Origin of the sequence: Pseudomonas lactucae, assembly GCF_036688725.1 — a bacterium.
Taxonomy (GTDB): Bacteria; Pseudomonadota; Gammaproteobacteria; order Pseudomonadales; family Pseudomonadaceae; genus Aquipseudomonas; species Aquipseudomonas lactucae.
The window spans coordinates 73,065-93,281 of record NZ_JAQQPT010000029.1; the positions used below are offsets into that span (position 1 = coordinate 73,065).

The 20,217-nt window shown below is 60.7% G+C and carries 17 protein-coding genes and 1 tRNA gene; 12 read left to right on the forward strand and 6 right to left on the reverse strand.

Annotation, left to right across the window (positions count from 1 at the left end; translation table 11 throughout):
- Window positions 1-472: 472 nt before the first annotated feature.
- Window positions 473-1,711, reverse strand: coding sequence for a transporter associated domain-containing protein (locus V6M90_RS27030; RefSeq protein WP_332847424.1), 1,239 nt, complete (start codon window positions 1,709-1,711; stop codon window positions 473-475).
- A gap of 12 nt (window positions 1,712-1,723) precedes the next feature.
- A complete protein-coding gene (locus V6M90_RS27035) occupies window positions 1,724-2,536 on the reverse strand; it encodes a cytochrome C assembly family protein (RefSeq protein ID WP_003175902.1) in 813 nt (270 codons plus the stop codon).
- Between the two features lie 231 nt (window positions 2,537-2,767).
- Here V6M90_RS27035 and ffh point away from each other — a divergent pair, with 231 nt between their 5' ends.
- The 10 genes from ffh to V6M90_RS27085 all read left to right on the forward strand — a co-directional run bounded on the left by ffh (window position 2,768) and on the right by V6M90_RS27085 (window position 11,759).
- Entirely contained in the window at window positions 2,768-4,144 is a 1,377-nt protein-coding gene (ffh, locus tag V6M90_RS27040; protein ID WP_003175900.1) for a signal recognition particle protein, read from the forward strand.
- Between the two features lie 251 nt (window positions 4,145-4,395).
- A complete protein-coding gene (gene rpsP, locus V6M90_RS27045) occupies window positions 4,396-4,647 on the forward strand; it encodes a 30S ribosomal protein S16 (RefSeq protein WP_003175899.1) in 252 nt (83 codons plus the stop codon).
- A gap of 5 nt (window positions 4,648-4,652) precedes the next feature.
- The gene (rimM, locus tag V6M90_RS27050) at window positions 4,653-5,189 is read left to right on the forward strand and encodes a ribosome maturation factor RimM (protein ID WP_003175898.1); all 537 of its coding nucleotides are present in this window, start codon (window positions 4,653-4,655) and stop codon (window positions 5,187-5,189) included.
- Window positions 5,171-5,944 (forward strand): tRNA (guanosine(37)-N1)-methyltransferase TrmD, encoded by a 774-nt coding sequence (trmD, locus tag V6M90_RS27055; RefSeq protein ID WP_176156668.1) that lies wholly within the window; start codon window positions 5,171-5,173, stop codon window positions 5,942-5,944. The genes rimM and trmD overlap by 19 nt, the downstream gene beginning before the upstream one ends.
- A gap of 45 nt (window positions 5,945-5,989) precedes the next feature.
- Window positions 5,990-6,340: a 50S ribosomal protein L19 gene (gene rplS, locus V6M90_RS27060; RefSeq protein WP_003175895.1), complete on the forward strand. Its 351-nt coding sequence runs from the start codon at window positions 5,990-5,992 to the stop codon at window positions 6,338-6,340.
- A gap of 195 nt (window positions 6,341-6,535) precedes the next feature.
- Entirely contained in the window at window positions 6,536-7,432 is an 897-nt protein-coding gene (gene xerD, locus V6M90_RS27065) for a site-specific tyrosine recombinase XerD (RefSeq protein WP_003175894.1), read from the forward strand.
- Between the two features lie 142 nt (window positions 7,433-7,574).
- Window positions 7,575-8,306: a thioredoxin fold domain-containing protein gene (locus V6M90_RS27070; protein WP_003175893.1), complete on the forward strand. Its 732-nt coding sequence runs from the start codon at window positions 7,575-7,577 to the stop codon at window positions 8,304-8,306.
- Between the two features lie 129 nt (window positions 8,307-8,435).
- Window positions 8,436-9,740: a homoserine dehydrogenase gene (locus tag V6M90_RS27075; protein WP_003175892.1), complete on the forward strand. Its 1,305-nt coding sequence runs from the start codon at window positions 8,436-8,438 to the stop codon at window positions 9,738-9,740.
- A gap of 103 nt (window positions 9,741-9,843) precedes the next feature.
- The gene (thrC, locus tag V6M90_RS27080; RefSeq protein WP_003175891.1) at window positions 9,844-11,253 is read left to right on the forward strand and encodes a threonine synthase; all 1,410 of its coding nucleotides are present in this window, start codon (window positions 9,844-9,846) and stop codon (window positions 11,251-11,253) included.
- Window positions 11,254-11,474: 221 nt separating this feature from the next.
- On the forward strand, window positions 11,475-11,759 hold the full coding sequence (locus V6M90_RS27085; RefSeq protein WP_042945231.1) for a DUF3509 domain-containing protein: 285 nt from the start codon (window positions 11,475-11,477) through the stop codon (window positions 11,757-11,759).
- A gap of 168 nt (window positions 11,760-11,927) precedes the next feature.
- Here V6M90_RS27085 and V6M90_RS27090 read toward each other — a convergent pair whose 3' ends face one another.
- A complete protein-coding gene (locus V6M90_RS27090) occupies window positions 11,928-13,127 on the reverse strand; it encodes a CaiB/BaiF CoA transferase family protein (RefSeq protein ID WP_003175889.1) in 1,200 nt (399 codons plus the stop codon).
- A 136-nt stretch (window positions 13,128-13,263) separates the two neighbouring features.
- On the opposite strand from V6M90_RS27090, the gene V6M90_RS27095 reads away from it, so the two are divergent.
- Complete coding sequence (locus tag V6M90_RS27095; protein ID WP_003175888.1) at window positions 13,264-13,806, forward strand: YaeQ family protein; 543 nt, start codon at window positions 13,264-13,266, stop codon at window positions 13,804-13,806.
- Between the two features lie 117 nt (window positions 13,807-13,923).
- A complete protein-coding gene (recJ, locus tag V6M90_RS27100) occupies window positions 13,924-15,633 on the forward strand; it encodes a single-stranded-DNA-specific exonuclease RecJ (RefSeq protein WP_003175887.1) in 1,710 nt (569 codons plus the stop codon).
- A 76-nt stretch (window positions 15,634-15,709) separates the two neighbouring features.
- Here recJ and V6M90_RS27105 read toward each other — a convergent pair whose 3' ends face one another.
- The 3 genes from V6M90_RS27105 to V6M90_RS27115 form a co-directional block, all read right to left on the reverse strand.
- Window positions 15,710-16,990 (reverse strand): virulence factor family protein, encoded by a 1,281-nt coding sequence (locus V6M90_RS27105; protein WP_003175886.1) that lies wholly within the window; start codon window positions 16,988-16,990, stop codon window positions 15,710-15,712.
- Window positions 16,990-19,632, reverse strand: a complete 2,643-nt coding sequence (mprF, locus tag V6M90_RS27110; RefSeq protein WP_332847425.1) for a bifunctional lysylphosphatidylglycerol flippase/synthetase MprF — start codon at window positions 19,630-19,632, stop codon at window positions 16,990-16,992. The genes V6M90_RS27105 and mprF overlap by 1 nt, the downstream gene beginning before the upstream one ends.
- A 266-nt stretch (window positions 19,633-19,898) precedes the next feature.
- Window positions 19,899-19,975 (reverse strand) — tRNA-Met (locus V6M90_RS27115).
- Window positions 19,976-20,217: the final 242 nt, after the last annotated feature.

Here is a 20,217-nt window from a genome sequence, read left to right on the forward strand (position 1 = left end):
CATGGATCAGGGTTGTGCACGGAGTGGCTCGGGATGGGAGCGAACACCGGTCAGACACGATAACGGTGCCTGGACGCGTTCAGTGCGGGTAGCACGCGGTCGGGCGGGGCTTGGGTAAGCCGCAGGGATTATAGGAAGGGGTTTGGAAATACAACAAGTGGCTTCAAACACGACAAATCCAATGAGGGAGGGGCGGTGCGACGATTCGACTTGCCCTGCTAATGCCCGTCAGTTAAGGGACAACACTGTATTTGTGGCGAGGGAGCTTGCTCCCGCTGGGGCGCGAAGCGGCCCCTCTCTTTGTTTACACAGAATGGGACTGCTGCGCAGTCCAACGGGAGCAAGCTCCCTCGCCACAGGTCACTTTTTACCCCTTCAAAGCCTTAACTGACAGGCATTAGGACTTGCCCCCGATGGCCATGGGTATCGCAGGCAAGCCCCCTCCCCAAATTGGATCGGGCGCGTCAGAAGGTTATGCCGCCACCGGCACCCGGCTGGTGTGCCAGATCAGCACCTTGCTCACCCGGTTGTCCTCGGTCTCAAGGATCTCCAGGCGATAGCGACCGATCTTCAGGCATACCGCGCAATCCGGAATGGTCTCCAGTGCTTCGGTGACCAGCCCGTTGAGGGTCTTGGGGCCGTCGCTGGGCAGGTGCCAGCCCAGGCTCTTGTTCAATTCGCGGATCGAGGCGGCGCCGTCGATGATGTAGCGTCCGTCCGGCTGCGGCTCGACGTGCGGGTTGTCGGCACCTTGTTCGCTTTCGAACTCGCCGACGATCTCTTCGAGGATGTCTTCCAGGGTGACGATGCCCAGTACCTCGCCGTACTCGTCCACCACCATGCCCAGGCGCCGCTGTTGCTTGTGGAAGTTCAGCAACTGCAGTTGCAGAGGCGTGCTTTCCGGCACGAAGTAGGGCTCGTGGCAGGCGGCGAGCAATGCGTCCTTGGTCAGGCTGGCGTCGGGCAGCAGATGCTGGACCTGCCGTGTATTGAGCACGGCCTGCACCTGGTTGATATCGCTGTGGAACACCGGCAGGCGGGTGCGCGGGGAGTTGCGCAGTTGTTCGATGATGTCTTCGATCGAGTCATCCAGGTTGATGCCGTCCACTTCGCTGCGGGGCACCAGGATGTCGTTGACCGTGATGTTGTCCAGGGCATGGATGCCGGGCATGCCGGGCGCGCGGTTTTCATCGGCGTCGGGCTCGGGTTCGTCATCGTGATCGGGTTGTGGTTCGTCGCTTTTTTTCACCACGCCCGATTTGCGTGCAAATGGGCGCAACAGCAGCAGGCTGATGCCATTGAGCAGCCAGGCCGCGGGGTAGAGGATTTTCAGCGGCACGCCCAGCAGCGTATTGCCGAAACCCAGCACCGCTTGCGGATACCGGGTGGCCAGGGCGCGGGGCAGGTAGTCGGCCAGCACCAGCAGCACCGCGCAGGAGATCAACCAGCCCAGCCAGGGGCCGTTCTGCGCCCAGGCGTAGATCGCCAGCAAGGTGCACAGAATCACCACGGCGGCGCGGCACAGGCTGTTGCACAGGATCAGGCTGTTGCGCGGAAAATTCAGGCGGGCGGCGGCCTTGTCGCCCTGGCGGGTGCCGGGGCGCAGCGCCAGCAGGTGCTGTTGGGCGGCTTCAATGGCGGTAAACAGCCCGGCCCATAACACCAGCAAGGCGATTACCGCGAGCATCGGCCCCAGGGGCAAGTTGTCCATGATTGCTGCCCGTCAGATATGCAGGATGTATTCGCGAACCAGCTTGCTGCCGAAATAGGCCAGCATCAGCAGGCAGAAACCGGCCAGCGTCCAGCGGATTGCCTTGTGCCCGCGCCAGCCGAGGCGGTTACGGCCCCACAGCAATACGCTGAAGACGATCCAGGCCAGGCACGCCAGCAAGGTTTTGTGCACCAGGTGCTGGGCGAACAGGTTCTCGACGAACAGCCAGCCGGAGATCAACGACAGCGAGAGCAGGGTCCAGCCGGCCCAGAGAAAGCTGAACAACAGGCTTTCCATGGTTTGCAGCGGCGGAAAGTTCTTGATCAGCCCCAAGGGATGCTTGTGCTTGAGCTGGTGGTCTTGCAGCAGCACCAGCAACGATTGGAACACCGCGATGGTGAACATGCCGTAGGACAGGATCGACAACAGGATGTGGGCGAGCATGCCCGGTTCCTCATCGATCACCTGCACTGTACCGGGCGGGGCGAATTGCGACAGCAGCACCGTGAGCAACCCCAGCGGGAACAGCAGGATCAGCAGGTTTTCCACCGGGATGCGCGTGCAGGCGATCAGTGTCAGAGCGATCACGGCGGCAGCGATCAGGCTGGCCGCGCTGAAGAAATCCAGGGCCAGGCCGTCCGGCGTCATCAAGTGAGTGAACAGACTCGCGGCGTGCGCCAGCAGGGCGAGGACGCCAAAACCTGCCAGCAGGCGTTTGTCGGCCTTGGCGCATTGGGCCAGGCGGGTGCCCTGGTAGAGGGTCGCAGCGGCATATAGAAGTGCGGCGGCGAGGCTGGGTAGCAAGCTGGGTGACAAAGGGAGCATAAATCCTGTTAGGCAAGCCCGAAAGGCGCTGAGTTTGGCATACCCAGGCCGTGCACGAAAGACTCCCGCACCAGACAGCGGGTGTGCATGGGCGCAGTCTTCGCTATAATCCGCGACCTGCCCACGCCGCAGGCTCGCCGAGCGCTGTTTTAATAGCGATTTGCTAGAGCCTGGGCCGCCATTACCTCGGTCTACCTGCATTTCGATGAATAGGGCCTGAAAGGATCGCGCATGTTTGAAAACTTGACTGACCGTCTCTCGCAGACGCTGCGCCACGTAACCGGCAAGGCCAAGCTGACCGAGGACAATATTAAAGACACCCTGCGTGAAGTGCGCATGGCGTTGCTGGAAGCCGACGTGGCCTTGCCCGTGGTCAAGGACTTCGTCAACTCGGTCAAGGAGCGTGCGGTCGGCACTGAAGTGTCGCGCAGCCTGACGCCGGGCCAGGCCTTCGTGAAAATCGTCCAGGCCGAACTCGAAAGCCTGATGGGCGCTGCCAACGAAGACTTGAACCTCAGCGCCGTGCCGCCGGCCGTTGTACTGATGGCCGGTCTGCAAGGCGCGGGTAAAACCACCACCGCCGGCAAGCTGGCGCGCTTCCTTAAAGAGCGCAAGAAGAAGTCCGTGATGGTGGTCTCGGCGGACGTCTACCGCCCGGCGGCTATCAAACAGTTGGAAATGCTTGCGGGCGAAGTGGGCGTGACCTTCTTCCCGTCCGACCTGAGCCAGAAGCCGGTCGACATCGCCAACGCGGCCATCAAGGAAGCCAGGCTGAAATTCATCGACGTGGTCATCGTCGATACCGCCGGTCGTCTGCACATCGACGAAGAGATGATGGGCGAGATCAAGGCGTTGCATGCCGCGATCAACCCGGTCGAGACGCTGTTCGTGGTCGATGCCATGACCGGCCAGGATGCGGCCAACACCGCCAAGGCCTTCGGTGATGCACTGCCGCTGACCGGCGTGATCCTCACCAAGGTCGACGGCGACGCCCGTGGCGGTGCCGCGCTGTCGGTGCGTGCCATCACCGGCAAGCCGATCAAGTTCATCGGCATGGGCGAGAAGAGCGAAGCGCTCGAACCGTTCCACCCCGAGCGTATCGCCTCGCGTATCCTCGGCATGGGTGACGTGCTCAGCCTGATCGAGCAGGCCGAAGCCACGCTCGACAAGGACAAGGCCGACAAGCTGGCTAAAAAGCTGAAGAAGGGCAAGGGCTTCGACCTCGAAGACTTCCGCGACCAGCTGCAACAGATGAAGAACATGGGCGGCCTCGGCGGCCTGATGGACAAGCTGCCCAACATCGGCGGTGTGAACCTGGCGCAAATGGGCAATGCCCAGGGCGCGGCAGAGAAGCAGTTCAAGCAGATGGAAGCCATCATCAACTCGATGACCCCGGCCGAGCGCCGCGACCCTGAGCTGATCAGCGGTTCGCGCAAACGTCGGATCGCCATGGGTTCCGGCACCCAGGTGCAGGACATCGGTCGCTTGATCAAGCAGCACAAGCAGATGCAGAAGATGATGAAGAAATTCTCCGCCAAGGGCGGTATGGCCAAGATGATGCGCGGCATGGGCGGTATGTTGCCCGGCGGCGGCATGCCCAAGATGTAAAGTATTCGAGCGGGAGCCTGGCTCCCGCTCCGACCCACAGGGATGTGGGATCTCCAGCAAACCCGCCGTTGGCGGGGGCTGACTCGCCGTTTTAATCGACGGCTCTATGGCAGATCTGAATGGCCCGCTGATAGGCGCCAGAAAAAGACATTTGCAAAAGTCCGGATATTCCTTAGAATATGCGGCCTTTCGGGCACCTATGCCCGCTGTGCATTTAGATTTGCAGCACCGACTACAGGAACGATGTTCACATGCTAACAATCCGTCTTGCCCTTGGCGGCTCCAAAAAGCGCCCGTTTTACCACTTGACCGTAACCGACAGCCGCAACCCGCGTGACGGTTCGCACAAGGAACAGGTTGGTTTCTTCAACCCTGTTGCTCGTGGTCAAGAAGTTCGTCTGTCCGTGAACCAAGAGCGCGTAGCCTACTGGCTGAGCGTTGGCGCACAGCCATCCGAGCGCGTTGCAAAACTGTTGAAGGACTCGGCTAAGGCCGCAGCCTGAGCAATATGAACGCGACGCCAGCGGTTGCTGATGATTTGATCGTTATCGGCAAGATTTACTCTGTTCATGGCGTTCGCGGCGAAGTGAAGGTGTATTCCTTTACTGATCCGACCGAAAACCTGTTGCAGTACAAAACCTGGACGCTCAAGCGCGAGGGTAGCGTGAAACAGGTCGAGCTGGTCAGTGGACGCGGGAGCGACAAGTTCCTGGTCGCTAAGCTCAAGGGTCTTGATGATCGTGAAGAAGCGCGTCTTCTGGCCGGTTATGAGATCTGCGTGCCGCGCAACCTGTTCCCTGAATTGACCGACGGCGAGTACTACTGGTACCAGCTGGAAGGTCTGAAGGTTATTGATCAACTCGGGCAATTGCTCGGGAAAATCGACCATCTTCTGGAAACCGGCGCCAATGATGTAATGGTGGTCAAGCCTTGCGCTGGCAGCCTGGATGATCGCGAACGCCTGTTGCCCTATACCGAGCAATGCGTGTTGGCCGTCGACCTGGCCGCGGGCGAGATGAAGGTGGAATGGGACGCGGACTTCTAAGCGTGGCTAATTTGCGCATTGAAGTGATCAGTTTGTTTCCCGAGATGTTTTCCGCCATCAGCGAGTACGGCATCACCAGTCGGGCGGTGAAACAGGGGCTGTTGCAGCTTACCTGTTGGAACCCGCGAGACTACACGACGGATCGACATCACACTGTGGACGATCGCCCATTTGGCGGTGGCCCGGGCATGGTGATGAAGATCAAGCCCCTGGAAGATGCGTTGGCTCAGGCCAAGGTCGCCGCCGGGGAGAAGGCGAAGGTTATTTACCTGTCCCCTCAAGGCCGCCAGCTGAAACAGGCTGCGGTACGCGAACTGGCGAATGAGGAAGCACTGATCCTGATTGCCGGTCGCTATGAAGGCATTGACGAGCGCTTTATTGAGGCTCATGTCGATGAAGAGTGGTCGATTGGGGACTATGTCCTGTCTGGCGGCGAGCTGCCGGCGATGGTCCTGATAGATGCGGTTACACGACTGCTGCCTGGAGCTTTAGGGCATGCGGACTCCGCGGAGGAAGATTCCTTCACGGATGGTTTGCTGGATTGCCCGCACTACACCCGACCGGAGGTGTATGCGGATCAGCGTGTTCCCGACGTATTGCTAAGTGGCAATCACGCACACATCCGGCGTTGGCGTTTACAGCAGTCCCTTGGTCGGACCTATGAACGACGCGCCGATCTTCTGGAAAGCCGCTCGCTTTCTGGAGAAGAGAAGAAGCTGCTCGAGGAATACATCCTCGCGCGGGACGATAGTTAACAACGTATCGATGGTGGGTCCATTGACTTACCTTAGGAGCACAGCATGACTAACAAAATCATCCTTGCACTCGAAGCAGAGCAGATGACCAAAGAGATCCCTACCTTTGCCCCGGGCGACACCATTGTCGTTCAGGTGAAAGTGAAGGAAGGCGACCGTTCGCGTCTGCAAGCGTTCGAAGGCGTGGTAATCGCCAAGCGTAACCGTGGTGTGAACAGTGCTTTCACTGTTCGTAAAATCTCCAACGGTGTTGGCGTAGAGCGTACTTTCCAGACCTACAGCCCGCAAATCGACAGCATGGCCGTTAAGCGTCGCGGTGACGTACGTAAAGCCAAGCTGTACTACCTGCGTGACCTGTCCGGTAAAGCAGCTCGCATCAAGGAAAAACTGGCTTAAGTCCAGCTTCCCGATGCAGAAAAAAGCAGCCTGCGGGCTGCTTTTTTGTGCCTGGAATTTGTCTGAAAGCTACCCGGCATTTGATTGTTCCCATGCAGAACGTAGGAACGATCCTATGCGGTTCGATCAAGATGTATAGATACTCATGCTGCGATAGGATCTACCGGATATCACCGTAATCAGCCTGAGCCCCCCATGCCCGCCATTGACCATCCCCTGATCGACCGCTTTCTTGACGCCCTGTGGCTGGAAAAGGGTCTTTCAGACAATACCCGCCAGGCCTACCGCAGCGACCTGGCACTTTTCAACGGCTGGCTCCAAGAGAAACACCTGGAACTGATCAACGCCGGCCGCGAGTTGATCCTTGACCACTTGGCCTGGCGCCTGGAACAGAACTACAAGCCACGCTCCACCGCGCGATTCCTCTCGGGTGTGCGTGGGTTTTATCGCTATTTGCTGCGTGAGAAACTGATCACCCTCGATCCCACCCTGCAAATCGACATGCCGCAACTCGGCAGGCCGTTACCAAAGTCCCTGTCGGAAGCCGACGTGGAGGCGTTGCTCGCCGCTCCCGACCTGAGCGAAGCCATCGGCCAACGTGACCGCGCGATGCTGGAAGTGCTGTACGCCTGCGGCCTGCGGGTGACCGAGCTGATCAGCCTGACCCTGGAGCAGGTCAACCTGCGTCAGGGCGTGCTGCGGGTGATGGGCAAGGGCAGCAAGGAGCGACTGGTGCCGATGGGGGAGGAGGCGATTGTGTGGGTCGAGCGCTATATGCGCGAGGCGCGTAGCGAATTGCTCGGCGGGCGCCCCAGCGATGTGCTGTTTCCCAGCCTGCGCGGCGAGCAGATGACCCGCCAGACGTTCTGGCACCGCATCAAGCATCAGGCCAAGGTCGCCGGGATCGGCAAGACGTTGTCACCCCACACCTTGCGCCATGCGTTCGCCACCCATCTGCTCAACCACGGCGCCGATTTGCGTGTGGTGCAAATGCTGCTCGGCCACAGCGACTTATCCACCACCCAGATCTACACCCATGTCGCGCGCGCACGTTTGCAGGATATGCACGCCAAGCACCACCCGCGAGGCTGAAAACCGCCAATTTCTACCGCCACGGGCTGCCCCGCGGCCCAACTGTGGTAGGCTTTGCCGGTTAGCAAAGGTGACGGTCCCGACCCGCGTCCATCGATCGCGATGTTCCTTCCCGTCCCTGCATCTGCCTTCAGGAGTTCCCATGCGCTTGACCCAGATTATTGCCGCCGCAGCGATTGCGTTGGTTTCCACCTTTGCCGTCGCCGATGACGCCGCCGAGCAGACCATTCGCAAGAGTCTGGCCAACCTGCAGCTCGACACGCCGATCGAGAGCATCAGCGCAAGCCCGATGGCCGGCCTGTATGAAGTCAAGCTCAAGGGCAGCCGCGTGCTGTACGCCAGTGCCGACGGCCAGTACATCGTTCAGGGTTACCTGTTCCAGTTGAAGGACGGCAAGCCGGTCAACCTGACCGAGAAGGCCGAGCGCCTGGGCGTGTCCAAGCTGATCAATGGCATCCCGGTGGCGGAAACCGTGGTTTACCCGGCTATCGGCGAGACCAAGACCCACATCACCGTGTTCACCGACACCACCTGCCCGTACTGCCACAAGCTGCACGCCGAAGTGCCGGCGCTGAACAAGCTCGGTGTGGAAGTGCGCTACGTTGCGTTCCCGCGCCAGGGCCTGGGATCACCGGGTGACGAGCAGTTGCAGGCAGTCTGGTGCTCGGCCGACAAGAAAGCGGCCATGGACAAGATGGTCGACGGCAAGGAAATCAAGGCTGCCAAGTGCGCCAACCCGGTCTCCAAGCAGTTCGCCCTGGGCCAGTCCATCGGTGTGAACGGTACGCCGGCCATCGTTTTGGCTGACGGCCAGGTGATTCCGGGCTACCAGCCGGCACCACAAGTTGCCAAACTGGCGCTGAGTGCCAAATAAACCAGCATCGTCGAACCTTTGACGATCATGGCCCGTTGATAAGTCGACGGGCCATCAATTGAAAGCCGCAGTCGTGCGGCTGTTTTCCACGGCCGACCTCGCGTCGGCCGTTTCATGGGGAGTTCTTCAGTGAAACCGGTCAAAGTAGGCATCTGTGGGTTAGGGACCGTCGGTGGCGGCACCTTCAACGTACTTCAGCGTAATGCTGAAGAAATTTCCCGCCGTGCAGGGCGTGGGATTGAAGTGGCGCAAATTGCCACGCGTTCGCCGAAGCCTCAATTCGAAACGACCGGTATTGCGATTACCAACGATGTGTTCGCCGTTGCCACCAACCCTGAAATCGATATCGTCATCGAACTGGTGGGCGGGTACACCGTGGCCCGCGAGCTGGTGCTCAAGGCCATCGAGAACGGTAAGCACGTGGTCACCGCCAACAAGGCGCTGATCGCCGTGCACGGCAACGAGATCTTCGCCAAGGCCCGTGAAAAAGGCGTGATCGTGGCGTTCGAGGCCGCCGTGGCCGGTGGGATCCCGGTGATCAAGGCGATCCGTGAAGGCCTGTCCGCCAACCGCATCAATTGGGTGGCCGGTATCATCAACGGCACCGGTAACTTTATCCTCACCGAAATGCGCGAGAAGGGCCGTACCTTCGAAGACGTACTGGCCGAAGCCCAGGCCCTGGGTTACGCCGAAGCCGACCCGACCTTCGACGTGGAAGGCATCGACGCCGCCCACAAGCTGACCATCCTGGCGTCCATCGCCTTTGGTATCCCGCTGCAGTTCGACAAGGCCTACACCGAAGGCATCACCAAGCTGACCACCGCCGACGTGAACTACGCCGAAGCCCTGGGTTACCGCATCAAGCACCTCGGTGTGGCGCGCAGCACTCCAGCCGGTATCGAGTTGCGTGTGCACCCGACGCTGATCCCGGCCGACCGCCTGATCGCCAACGTCAACGGCGTGATGAACGCCGTGATGGTCAACGGCGACGCCGCCGGTTCGACCCTGTTCTACGGCGCCGGCGCCGGCATGGAGCCGACCGCCTCGTCGGTGATCGCCGACCTGGTGGACGTGGTTCGCGCCATGACCAGCGACCCGGAAAACCGCGTACCGCACCTGGCCTTCCAGCCGGATTCGCTGTCGGCCCACCCGATCCTGCCGATCGAAGCCTGCGAGAGCGCGTACTACCTGCGCATCCAGGCCAAGGATCACCCGGGCGTGTTGGCTCAGGTGGCCAGTATCCTGTCGGAGCGCGGTATCAACATCGAGTCGATCATGCAGAAGGAAGTCGAGGAGCAAAATGGCCAGGTGCCGATGATTCTGCTGACCCACCGCGTGCTTGAGCAGCACATCAATGATGCCATCGAGGCTCTCGAAGCGCTCCAGGGCGTAGTTGGGCCGGTCGTCCGGATTCGCGTCGAACATCTCAATTAATTCAGCTGCAAGCTATTAGCTGCAAGCTGCAAGTAAAAGCCGATCAGTTTTAACTTGCCGCTTGTCACTTGAAGCTTGCAGCCCAAACCGAAGGTTTGCCCCTATGCGTTACATCAGCACCCGCGGCCAGGCACCGGCCCTGAATTTCGAAGACGTCTTGCTGGCAGGCCTTGCCACCGACGGCGGCCTGTATGTGCCGGAAAACCTGCCACGCTTCACCCAGGAAGAAATCGCCTCCTGGGCCGGCCTGCCGTACCACGAGCTGGCGTTCCGGGTGATGCGCCCGTTCGTCACCGGCAGCATTCCGGACGCCGATTTTAAAAAGATTCTGGAAGAAACGTATGGCGTGTTTTCCCACAACGCCATCGCGCCTCTGCGCCAACTGAACGGCAATGAATGGGTACTGGAGCTGTTCCACGGCCCGACCCTGGCGTTCAAGGACTTCGCCCTGCAACTGCTCGGTCGTCTGCTCGATTACGTGCTGGAAAAGCGCGGCGAGCGCGTGGTGATCATCGGCGCCACCTCCGGCGATACCGGTTCGGCGGCCATCGAAGGCTGCAAGCACTGCGAAAACGTCGACATCTTCATCCTGCACCCGCACCAGCGGGTATCGGAAGTGCAGCGTCGCCAGATGACCACCATCTTTGGTGAGAACATCCACAACATCGCCATCGAAGGCAATTTCGATGACTGCCAGGAAATGGTCAAGAACAGCTTCGCTGACCAGAGCTTCCTCAAGGGCACGCGCCTGGTGGCGGTCAACTCGATCAACTGGGCGCGGATCATGGCCCAGATCGTCTACTACTTCCACGCGTCCCTGCAGTTGGGCGGCCCGGCGCGTTCGGTATCGTTCTCGGTGCCTACCGGCAATTTCGGCGATATTTTCGCCGGTTACCTGGCGCGCAACATGGGGCTGCCGATCAACCAGTTGATCGTCGCCACCAACCGCAACGACATCCTGCACCGCTTCATGAGCGGCAACGGTTACATCAAGGAAACCCTGCACGCGACGCTGTCACCGTCGATGGACATCATGGTCTCGTCGAACTTCGAGCGCCTGCTGTTCGACATGCACGGTCGCAACGGTGCGGCCATTGCCGAATTGATGAACAGCTTCAAGAGCGGCGGCGGTTTCAACGTCGAGCAAGAACGCTGGACCGAAACCCGAAAGCTGTTTGACTCCCTGGCTGTGGACGATGCGCAGACCTGCGAAACCATCGCCGAAGTCTATGCCCAGACCGGCGAGTTGCTCGACCCGCACACCGCCATCGGGGTGAAGGCCGCCCGCGAATGCCGTCGCAGCCTGGACATTCCGATGGTGATCCTTGGCACCGCGCACCCGGTCAAATTCCCGGAAGCGGTGGAGAAGGCTGGTGTCGGCAAGGCCCTGGAACTGCCGGCGCATCTGGCCGACCTGTTCGAGCGGCAAGAGCGTTGCACGGTATTGGCCAATGATTTGAAAGCTGTGCAGGCGTTTGTCAGCCAGCATGGCAACCGGGGTAAGCCGTTGTAAGGCGAACCGCGTATACAAAAACGCCGCTTTCCCTCCCTTGGGTCAGCGGCGTTTTTGGTTTCTGTGCCAACGTTTTTTCATTGTCATGTTGCAGGCGCATGCTGGAAACGTCATCCCCGCAACATCGAAAAAGCGAACTTTCCTACGTCATAACCAGTCACTTAGGATAGATGCTGCACCCGTTGAAACGATTGTTCCCGAACTATTGAGTGGTGATCGAGATGCAAAGTATCAGCCTATTGCTCGAAGAAGCACTGAGCCCTTATCAGGTTACGCTGACCACCGCTGGTGTGCTGGGCGAATGCCTGGTGACCGTGAAGAACCCAAGTGGCGCCATCATGGTCGAGCGCGAATTCAACCGCGCGCAATTAACCGACAAGCGCGCGTTGGTGGATGTGGTGGATTGCCTGCTGCGCGATCTGAAAATCGCGGAAGGCCGCCTGGAACCCTCGGTCATTGCAGCCTTGCGCAATGCCGCCATGACGCGTGCGCCGGTGTGCGCATGAAGAATTATTTATCCTTCGAAACTTCCTACGGCATGGCCTGTCAGATTTTTTAACAGCAAGAGCAAACATTGTGCTCCGGTGTTTGTGGCTTGTTGTACTGGTCATTGTAAGGCCACGTTTAACCCCGAAGTGTCTCCCCACGCTTCGGGGTTTCTTTTTGCCTGCGATTCAGATGGCGCCCTGTTCGCGCAGGCGTGTGATCGCGGCGGCGTCGTACCCCAACTCATTGAGCACGATGCTGTTGTGTTCACCGAGCTGCGGCCCGACCCACTCGCAGCTGCCGGGGGTGTCCGACAGCTTTGGCACGATGCCCGGCATCTTGAAGTCCTTGCCGTCGGGCAACTGCGCCTTGAGGAACATCTCTCTGGCGAGGAACTGCGGGTCGCCGAGCATATCTTCGGCGCTGTAGATGCGGCTGGCGGGCACTTCGGCCTGGTTGAGCTGCTCCACCACCTGTTCCAGCGGCAGCGAATTCACCCAGCGATCAATCACCCCATAAAGCTCGTCACGGCGGCCGTCACGCCCGTCATTACTGGCCAGTTGCGGGTCGTTGGCCAAGTCGTCACGGCCGATGGCGCTCATGAAACGCTTGAAGATTGCATCACCATTGGCGCCGATCTGCACGTGCTTGCCGTCGGCGCTGGTGTGGATGGAGGAGGGAGTAATACCAGGCATGATGTTACCGGTGCGTTCGCGGATAAAGCCGAACACGTCGAATTCGGGAATCATGCTTTCCATCATCGCAAAGATCGCCTCGTACAGGGCCACGTCCACCACCTGGCCCAAGCCACCATTCACTTCGCGATGCCGCAGCGCCATCAGCGCACCGATCACCGCCCACAAGGCGGCTATGGAATCGCCGATGGAAATGCCGGTGCGCACCGGCGGCCGGTCCTCGAAACCGGTGATGTAGCGCAGCCCGCCCATGGATTCGCCCACGGCTCCAAACCCCGGTTGATCTTTCATCGGGCCGGTCTGGCCGAAGCCCGAGAGCCGCACCATCACCAGTTTCGGGTTCAGTGCGTGGAGGGTTTCCCAGCTCAGGCCGAGCTTCTCCAGCACGCCGGGGCGGAAGTTTTCGATGAGAATATCGGCGTCCGCCAGCAGCTCTTTGAGGATCGCCAGGCCATCCGGGTGCTTGAGGTTCAGCGTCAGTGACTTTTTGTTGCGTGCCTGTACGAACCACCACAGCGAGGTGCCTTCATACAGCTTACGCCATTTGCGCAGCGGGTCGCCGCCGTCCGGGGATTCGACCTTGATCACCTCGGCACCGAATTCGGCACAGATACGTGAGGCGAACGGCCCGGCGATCAGGGTACCGAGTTCGATGACTTTCAGGCCGGCAAGCGGTTTGGCATTAAACGACATGGGGATCCTTCAGACGCTGGGCAGATGTGTGATGCCTTTTAACATAGGCGAACGGCCAGGGATAAGGTGGATGATTCGTTGAATCACCCCGCCATCGGTTAGACTGGCGCCTTTCCCTGTCTTTAGAAGCCCGTTCATGGCCCAGCCGTCCACGACCTACAAATTCGAACTCAACCTCACCGACCTCGACCGTTCGGTGTATGAGAGCGTTAAACAGACCATCGCCCGTCACCCTTCGGAAACCGAAGAGCGCATGACCGTGCGCCTGCTGGCCTACGCCCTCTTTTACAACGAGCAATTGGCGTTCGGGCGTGGTCTGTCGGATGTAGACGAACCCGCCCTGTGGGAAAAAAGCCTGGATGACCGTGTGTTGCACTGGATCGAAGTCGGCCAGCCCGATGCCGATCGCCTGACCTGGTGTTCGCGCCGCACCGAGCGCACCAGCCTGCTGGCGTACGGCAGCCTGCGCGTATGGGAAGGCAAAGTGGTGCCGGTGGCGACTAACCTGAAGAACGTGCACATCGCCGCCGTGCCGCAGGAAGTGTTGGAGACCCTGGCCAAGGACATGCCGCGCGTGATCAAGTGGGACGTGATGATCAGCGAAGGCACCGTCTTCGTCACTGACGACCGTGGTCAGCATGAAGTGCAATTGCAATGGCTGGTTGGCGGACGCGATTGAAAAATAAATGTGGGAGGGGCGGTGCGACGATTCGACTTGCTCCCTCCCACAGTGATTTGTGTTGTTTGAAGAATTGTCGTTTAACCGTTGTATCCGTAGAGAAGTCATCACCTCCGTATGCGTATCGATCCCCGCCCGTTGCCCGCTGTCCTGCCATTCCTTGGTGAATTGCCACCGCTGTTGACCCGTCTCTACGCCGCACGGGGGGTGCAATCCGAGGCCGAGCTGGATAAAAGCCTGGCGCGGTTGATTCCCTATCAGCAGCTCAAGGGTATCGACGCGGCGGTGGACCTGTTGGTGACGGCCCTGGAACAACGCCAGCGCATCCTGATCGTGGGTGACTTCGATGCCGATGGCGCCACTGCCAGCACCGTGGGCACCCTGGGCCTGCGTTTGCTTGGTGCGGCCCATGTCGATTACCTGGTGCCCAACCGTTTCGAATATGGCTACGGCCTGACGCCGGAAATCGTCGCGGTGGCCCTGCAGCGCGAGCCGCAATTGCTGATTACGGTGGACAACGGCATTTCCAGTGTCGAAGGCGTGGCGGCGGCGAAAGCGGCGGGGCTGAAAGTACTGGTCACCGACCACCACTTGCCCGGTGACGAGTTGCCGGCGGCGGACGCCATCGTCAACCCGAACCAGCCTGGCTGTGAGTTTCCGAGCAAGGCCCTGGCCGGCGTGGGGGTGATTTTCTACGTGCTGATGGCATTGCGTGCGCGTTTGCGGGACCTGGGCTGGTACGCGAACACGCCGCAGCCGAACATCGGCGATCTGCTCGACCTGGTCGCCCTGGGCAGCGTTGCCGATGTGGTGCCCCTGGACGCCAACAACCGCATCCTTGTGCATCAAGGCCTGGAGCGTATTCGCGCCGGTCGTGCGCGGCCGGGGATCAAGGCGATCCTTGAGGTGGCCAAGCGCGACGCGGCGCGCATCACCTCCACCGACCTGGGGTTTATCCTCGGGCCACGGCTCAACGCGGCCGGACGCCTGGACGATATGAGCCTGGGCATCGAATGCCTGCTCACCACGGACGCCGCGGCGGCACGGGAAATGGCCGCGCAACTGGACGGCATGAACCAGGACCGTAAGTCCATCGAGCAAGGCATGCAGCGCGAGGCCCTGGCCCAGCTCAAGGACTTGCCGGTGGACTCGATGCCCTACGGCCTGTGCCTGTTCGACCCGGAGTGGCACCAGGGTGTCATCGGCATCCTGGCATCGCGCATGAAGGAGCGCTATTTCCGCCCGACCATCGCCTTCGCCGACGCCGGTGATGGCCTGCTCAAGGGCTCAGGGCGCTCTGTGCAGGGTTTTCACATCCGTGATGCCCTGGCGGTGGTTGCGAGCCAGCATCCCAACCTCATCGCCAAGTACGGCGGCCACGCCATGGCGGCGGGGTTGACGTTGCCCGAGGCAAACTTCCCTCTGTTCGCCGAGGCCTTTGATGCCGAAGTGCGTCGTCAATTGCGCGAAGAAGACCTGACCGGTCGCCTGCTGTCCGACGGCACCCTGGCGGTGGAAGAGTTTCACCTGGAACTGGCCCGCGCATTGCGGCATGCCGGCCCGTGGGGGCAGCACTTTCCCGAGCCGTTGTTTCACGGGGTATTCCAGTTGGTGGAACAGCGCGTAGTGGGGGAGCGGCACCTCAAAGTGGTGCTCAAGAGCGAATGCGGGTCGGTGAAGCTCGATGGCATTGCGTTTGGTGTGGACCGAGAGGTCTGGCCGAACCCGACCGTGCGTTGGGTGGAGTTGGCCTACAAGCTGGATGTTAACGAGTTCCGTGGGAATGAAACGGTGCAACTGATGATTGCGCACATCGAACCGCGCTAGAGTTTATGAACACCGCAAAACAACTGTGGGAGGGGGCAAGCCCCCTCCCACAGTTGGTCCTGTGTGTTGCCTGGAGTTACTCGGCCTTGGCCTGGTGCTTGACGATGATATCCACCAAGCGCTTGGCCAGCGCCGGGTAGTTTTCGTCGAAGTGATGCCCGCCTGGCAGCTTCACCGCCTCGCCCACCGCCGTCTTGTCGGTGCAGCCACTCTCGTCGACTTCTTCCTCGCCGTAAATGCACACCACCTTGTCCGCCGGCAGCTTGGCCATTTCCGGGCCGGTGGCGGCTTCCTTGCCGGCATTGCCCAGCCAGCCTTCCACTTCGATCTCGAAGCTGCCGGTGCGGGCGAAGGCCAGCAGGATGATTGCATCGACCCGCTGCTGCTCGTTCTCCGGCATACGGTTGTAGATGGCGGGCAGGACGTCGGCGCCGAATGAATAGCCGGTCAGCACAAAGCGCTTGGTGCCCCACTTCTGCCGGTAGTGCTGCATCAGCTCGGCGAGGTCCTTGGCGCTTTGTTCCGGGGTCTTGTGCTGCCAGTAGTAACGCAGGGTGTCGATGCCGACCACCGGGTAGCCGATCTTGGCCATTTCGCCGGCCACGTCGCGGTCCAGGTCACGCCAGCCGCCGTCACCGGAGAGGAACAGGGTGACCGTGTCTTTGGCCTGGCCCGCCGGTACTTCCACCACCGGAATCGCCAGGCCGCCGTTGTCCGAACCCACCAGTTGCTTGCGCAGTTCGTTGTTCAGGACTTGCGGGTAGTGAATGTCGTAGTCGCTGATGCTGGTCGTCGCGCGCGGTGTGTCGCGTACGAAACTGGCGCTTTCATCATCAGGGTTATCGTTCCAGGCCACCAGCCAGTTGCCGTGGGCGGCAGTCTTGGGCAGTGGGTCTTTGCAGCCTTCCTGCACCAGGGCGAAGCCGACGGAGATGGCGTTGGCCTTGTCGTCGTTCTGGGCGGCCAGCCAGCGCCAGGCGAGGGCGGCGCCAGGGCCGATGCCGCTGACCAGCGTCGCCGGGCCCTTGAGCTGGCCCAGGGCGCTTTGCAGCGCTTGTTCCTGCAGCTTGCAGTCATCTTTTGGCAGGATCACCTGGACGATCTGGGCCTTGCCGCCCTGGCTCAGGGCAATCAGTTGGCTGTCGGTCAGGGTTTCGTCGGCCATTACCGCCACGGCGACGCGGGCTTTGGCTGTGCCGGTCGGAGTAACGCGGGTCATCACCGAGCCATCGGCCTGGGGCAACTGCTCCAGGGTTGGCTGCGGGGCAGGGCGGTTCCAGTACCAAAAGCCGGCGCCCAGGACCAGGGCGAGCAGCACTACAAAGGCCAATACATACCGCCAGGAACGTCGAATCATCAGCGTTTCACCAATCCAGTCAAGCCGCCCGCGATCAGGGCGGCGGTATCGGCCAGCGCCACCAGCGGATCAAGTCCCGCGGGCACGGCCATGTAACGGGGTTCCCAGTCAGGCTGGAACTTGTCTTTGAAGCGGCGCAGACCTTGGAAGTTATACAGTTGCTCGCCACGCCGGAACACCATCGAACCCAAGCGCTGGGTCAATGGCGCACCGCGTCGCGGTTGCAGGCCCGACAACGGCACCATGCCGAGGCTGAAGCGGGCGTAGCCGTGACTCTTATAATGTTGAATCAGACCGACCATCATGAATTCCATGGTCAGCTTGGGCGCGTCCGGGTGGGCGCGCATCAGGTCAAGGCTGGCCAGGTCATGGTTGTAGGTTTCAAGCAGGTTGGCAAAGGCCACCGGGCGCCCTTCGAAGCGAATGATCGCGATACGGAAGTGTTTGAGGTAGTCGTCGCTGAAGCGCCCCAGGGAAAAGCCCTTTTCGCGCACATTCTTACCGGTAAGCCAGGCGTCCGAGATAACTTTTAATTCATCCATCGGCGCCGTGCCCGGCTCGCAGATCTCCAGGGACAGGCCGTCCCGGGTGCCACGGTTCCAGGTGTAGCGCAGATCCTTCATCTCTTTGCCCTTGGCTTCCAGGTCAAAGCGTTTGAGGTCGACGCGGGCTTCTTCGCCCAGCTTGATCGCGGTGAGGCCGATGTCCATGTAGTACGGCAGGTTCTCCGCCCGCACCTGGTAGAACACCGGGCGCGCATGGTGGATGTCGCACAGGTCGCGGAACTGCCAGATCATCTCGGCACGCGGTTGGGTCGGGCCGATCGGGTCGTACAGGGCCACCAGGCTGCGGCCGCGACGGGCGTACATCAGGAAGGCTTCGTCGTTGGGGTGGAACAGCAGCGCCTTGTCGCCGGTCAGCGCCAGGCCACCGTCCGGCTGGGACGAGGCCATCAGGATCTTGGTGGCGCGTTCCAGCTCTTGCGGCGTCGGCAGGTGGATCACCGGTCGCGCGGTGCGCAGCAGCCAGGTCAGTGAGACGATCACCAGCAACACGGCGGCCCCCAGCAACGAACGCAGGCCGCGTGGCGCGTTGGCGTCGAGGGTGAACTGCCACCATAGTTGATGGCTGTAAGGCACGTCTTGATAGGCAAACAGCAGCAGCCAGATCGAGGCCCCCAGCACGCAGACGCTGGACACCAGGTACAGCGGCGAAAACGGCAACTCGGTCAGGCGGCTGGCGCGGTAGAACGAGCGACGGAAGATCGCCAGCAGAACCGCCGTCATGATCATCAGGCTGGCTTCTTCCCAGTCGAAACCTTTAAGCAATGAGAGCAGGGCGCCCGTCAGCAGGAGCACCATGGTCAGCATCCAGGCGGCCGACAAGCGTCGACGCAGGCCCTGGGCCAGCAACAGGCACAGTACGCCGATCAGGCTGGCGCCGAAGTGCGACGCGTCAATCAGGCGGTGGGGAATCAGGAAGCCGATGTTTTCCAGGCGTGAGTCGATCTCCGGCGTGGCGCCGGAAAACAGCAGGACCACGCCGGACAAAAAAACCAGCACGGCCAACACCGGTGCCGCGAGGCCCGAGGCCACGCGCAGGCTTTGTTGGGTCTGGAACAGGCGCTGGGCCTCGTTGACCAGCAGGAACACGCAGGCAATCAGCAGCGGCAGCACCACATAGATCATGCGATACAGCAGCAGCGCGGCGGCCAGTGGCGCGGCGCCGAGCTTATCGGCGAAGGCCGCCAGCAGGATCGCTTCGAACACCCCGACGCCGCCCGGTACATGGCTGAGTACGCCAGCGGCCAGGGCCAGCAGGTACACCAGCAGGAACGGGCCGAACGGCGGGGCTTGCGGCAGCAACATATAAAGAACCGCGGCGGCGGCGGCGACGTCGAGTGCGGTGATGACCAACTGCAGGAACGTCAGGCGCCGGCCAGGCAGGCGCAGGGTGCGACGGCCAACCCTGACCAGCAGGTTGTCCGGGTACGGCTGTTCCGGCAGGCGACGGCGATAAATACCGATGCACAGCATCGTCGACAGCAGCAGCACGGCGCCGGCAACGCCGCCGAGCACACTTTGCGGCAAATGCAGGTAGGTCGATGCGGCCGGCAAGTTGCTCAGCGTGGCCAGTGCGGCCAGCGGTGGCAGGGCGCAGCCCAGGGCCAGGCTGGCGAACACGGTCATATGGGCCACTTCCGAAGCACCGATGCCATGGCGCGCATATAAACGATAGCGCACCGACCCGCCCGAGAGCATCGACAGGCCAATGGCATTGCCGATGGCAAACGCGGTAAAGCCGCCCAGGGCCAGGGTTTTGGTGGGTAGGTTTACGCCGGCGTAACGCGCGCCGGAAAACTCATAGCCCAATAGGATGATGAACCCGGCGACGGCTGCGGCAAATGCACCCAGCAATGCCGGCTTGGGCACTTCCAGGATCGAGTCGTGGAGGGCATAGAGATCCAGCTCCAGCAGCAGGTGTCGGCAGGCGATCAGAGCGATTGCGAACAGCAGCAAGGTAACGGCCAGCCCGATGGGTTGCCGGTATTTGCTCAACAGATCCAGCCAGCGCAAGCGGGTGGGTGTGATCGGTTGTTCTGCTGTGACGGTCTCTTGTGGTTCAGACGAGTTGGCGCGCATCAATCACCTCGTGGATTGTGCGCGACAGGATGGAGGTATCCAGCCAAGTTACCAATCCCTATGGACAAAATAATTACAAATATTAACGCGGATCACCGGGTGGGGCGACTGCGGCCATTGGTCGTAGAGGCGTAATCATAGCGTGCGATGAGATGGACTCAACAAACCGCGCAGGGTTTCATGAAAGATGCCATATCATTGTTTCAGAAGAACTTTTTTGCCAGATACAAAAAAGGCCACTCTTTCGAGTAGCCTTTTTTGATGTTTGGTTGCGGGAGCCGGATTTGAACCGACGACCTTCGGGTTATGAGCCCGACGAGCTACCAGACTGCTCCATCCCGCGTCTGTGGGCGGCATTCTACAGCCCGGCGACGAGGTGTCAACCGTTAATCAACCGATGGGTCAAATAAGTGCGAATTAACCCTGAAAGGGTGGCTGTGCGCCTGTAAGTGCGCGTGAGGAAAGGTTTTTTGTTCGACAATCCGCGATTTGCCTAAAATGAGCAGGCACAAAAAAGGCCACTCTTTCGAGTAGCCTTTTTTGATGTTTGGTTGCGGGAGCCGGATTTGAACCGACGACCTTCGG

Bases quoted from the DNA above. Each gene is read 5' to 3' on its own strand.
- V6M90_RS27030 (WP_332847424.1), bottom strand. From the start codon at position 1,711: ATGGACAACTTGCCCCTGGGGCCGATGCTCGCGGTAATCGCCTTGCTG.
- V6M90_RS27035 (WP_003175902.1), bottom strand. From the start codon at position 2,536: ATGCTCCCTTTGTCACCCAGCTTGCTACCCAGCCTCGCCGCCGCACTT.
- ffh (WP_003175900.1), top strand. From the start codon at position 2,768: ATGTTTGAAAACTTGACTGACCGTCTCTCGCAGACGCTGCGCCACGTA.
- rpsP (WP_003175899.1), top strand. From the start codon at position 4,396: ATGCTAACAATCCGTCTTGCCCTTGGCGGCTCCAAAAAGCGCCCGTTT.
- rimM (WP_003175898.1), top strand. From the start codon at position 4,653: ATGAACGCGACGCCAGCGGTTGCTGATGATTTGATCGTTATCGGCAAG.
- trmD (WP_176156668.1), top strand. From the start codon at position 5,171: ATGGGACGCGGACTTCTAAGCGTGGCTAATTTGCGCATTGAAGTGATC.
- rplS (WP_003175895.1), top strand. From the start codon at position 5,990: ATGACTAACAAAATCATCCTTGCACTCGAAGCAGAGCAGATGACCAAA.
- xerD (WP_003175894.1), top strand. From the start codon at position 6,536: ATGCCCGCCATTGACCATCCCCTGATCGACCGCTTTCTTGACGCCCTG.
- V6M90_RS27070 (WP_003175893.1), top strand. From the start codon at position 7,575: ATGCGCTTGACCCAGATTATTGCCGCCGCAGCGATTGCGTTGGTTTCC.
- thrC (WP_003175891.1), top strand. From the start codon at position 9,844: ATGCGTTACATCAGCACCCGCGGCCAGGCACCGGCCCTGAATTTCGAA.
- V6M90_RS27085 (WP_042945231.1), top strand. From the start codon at position 11,475: ATGCAAAGTATCAGCCTATTGCTCGAAGAAGCACTGAGCCCTTATCAG.
- V6M90_RS27090 (WP_003175889.1), bottom strand. From the start codon at position 13,127: ATGTCGTTTAATGCCAAACCGCTTGCCGGCCTGAAAGTCATCGAACTC.
- V6M90_RS27095 (WP_003175888.1), top strand. From the start codon at position 13,264: ATGGCCCAGCCGTCCACGACCTACAAATTCGAACTCAACCTCACCGAC.
- recJ (WP_003175887.1), top strand. From the start codon at position 13,924: ATGCGTATCGATCCCCGCCCGTTGCCCGCTGTCCTGCCATTCCTTGGT.
- V6M90_RS27105 (WP_003175886.1), bottom strand. From the start codon at position 16,990: ATGATTCGACGTTCCTGGCGGTATGTATTGGCCTTTGTAGTGCTGCTC.
- mprF (WP_332847425.1), bottom strand. From the start codon at position 19,632: ATGCGCGCCAACTCGTCTGAACCACAAGAGACCGTCACAGCAGAACAA.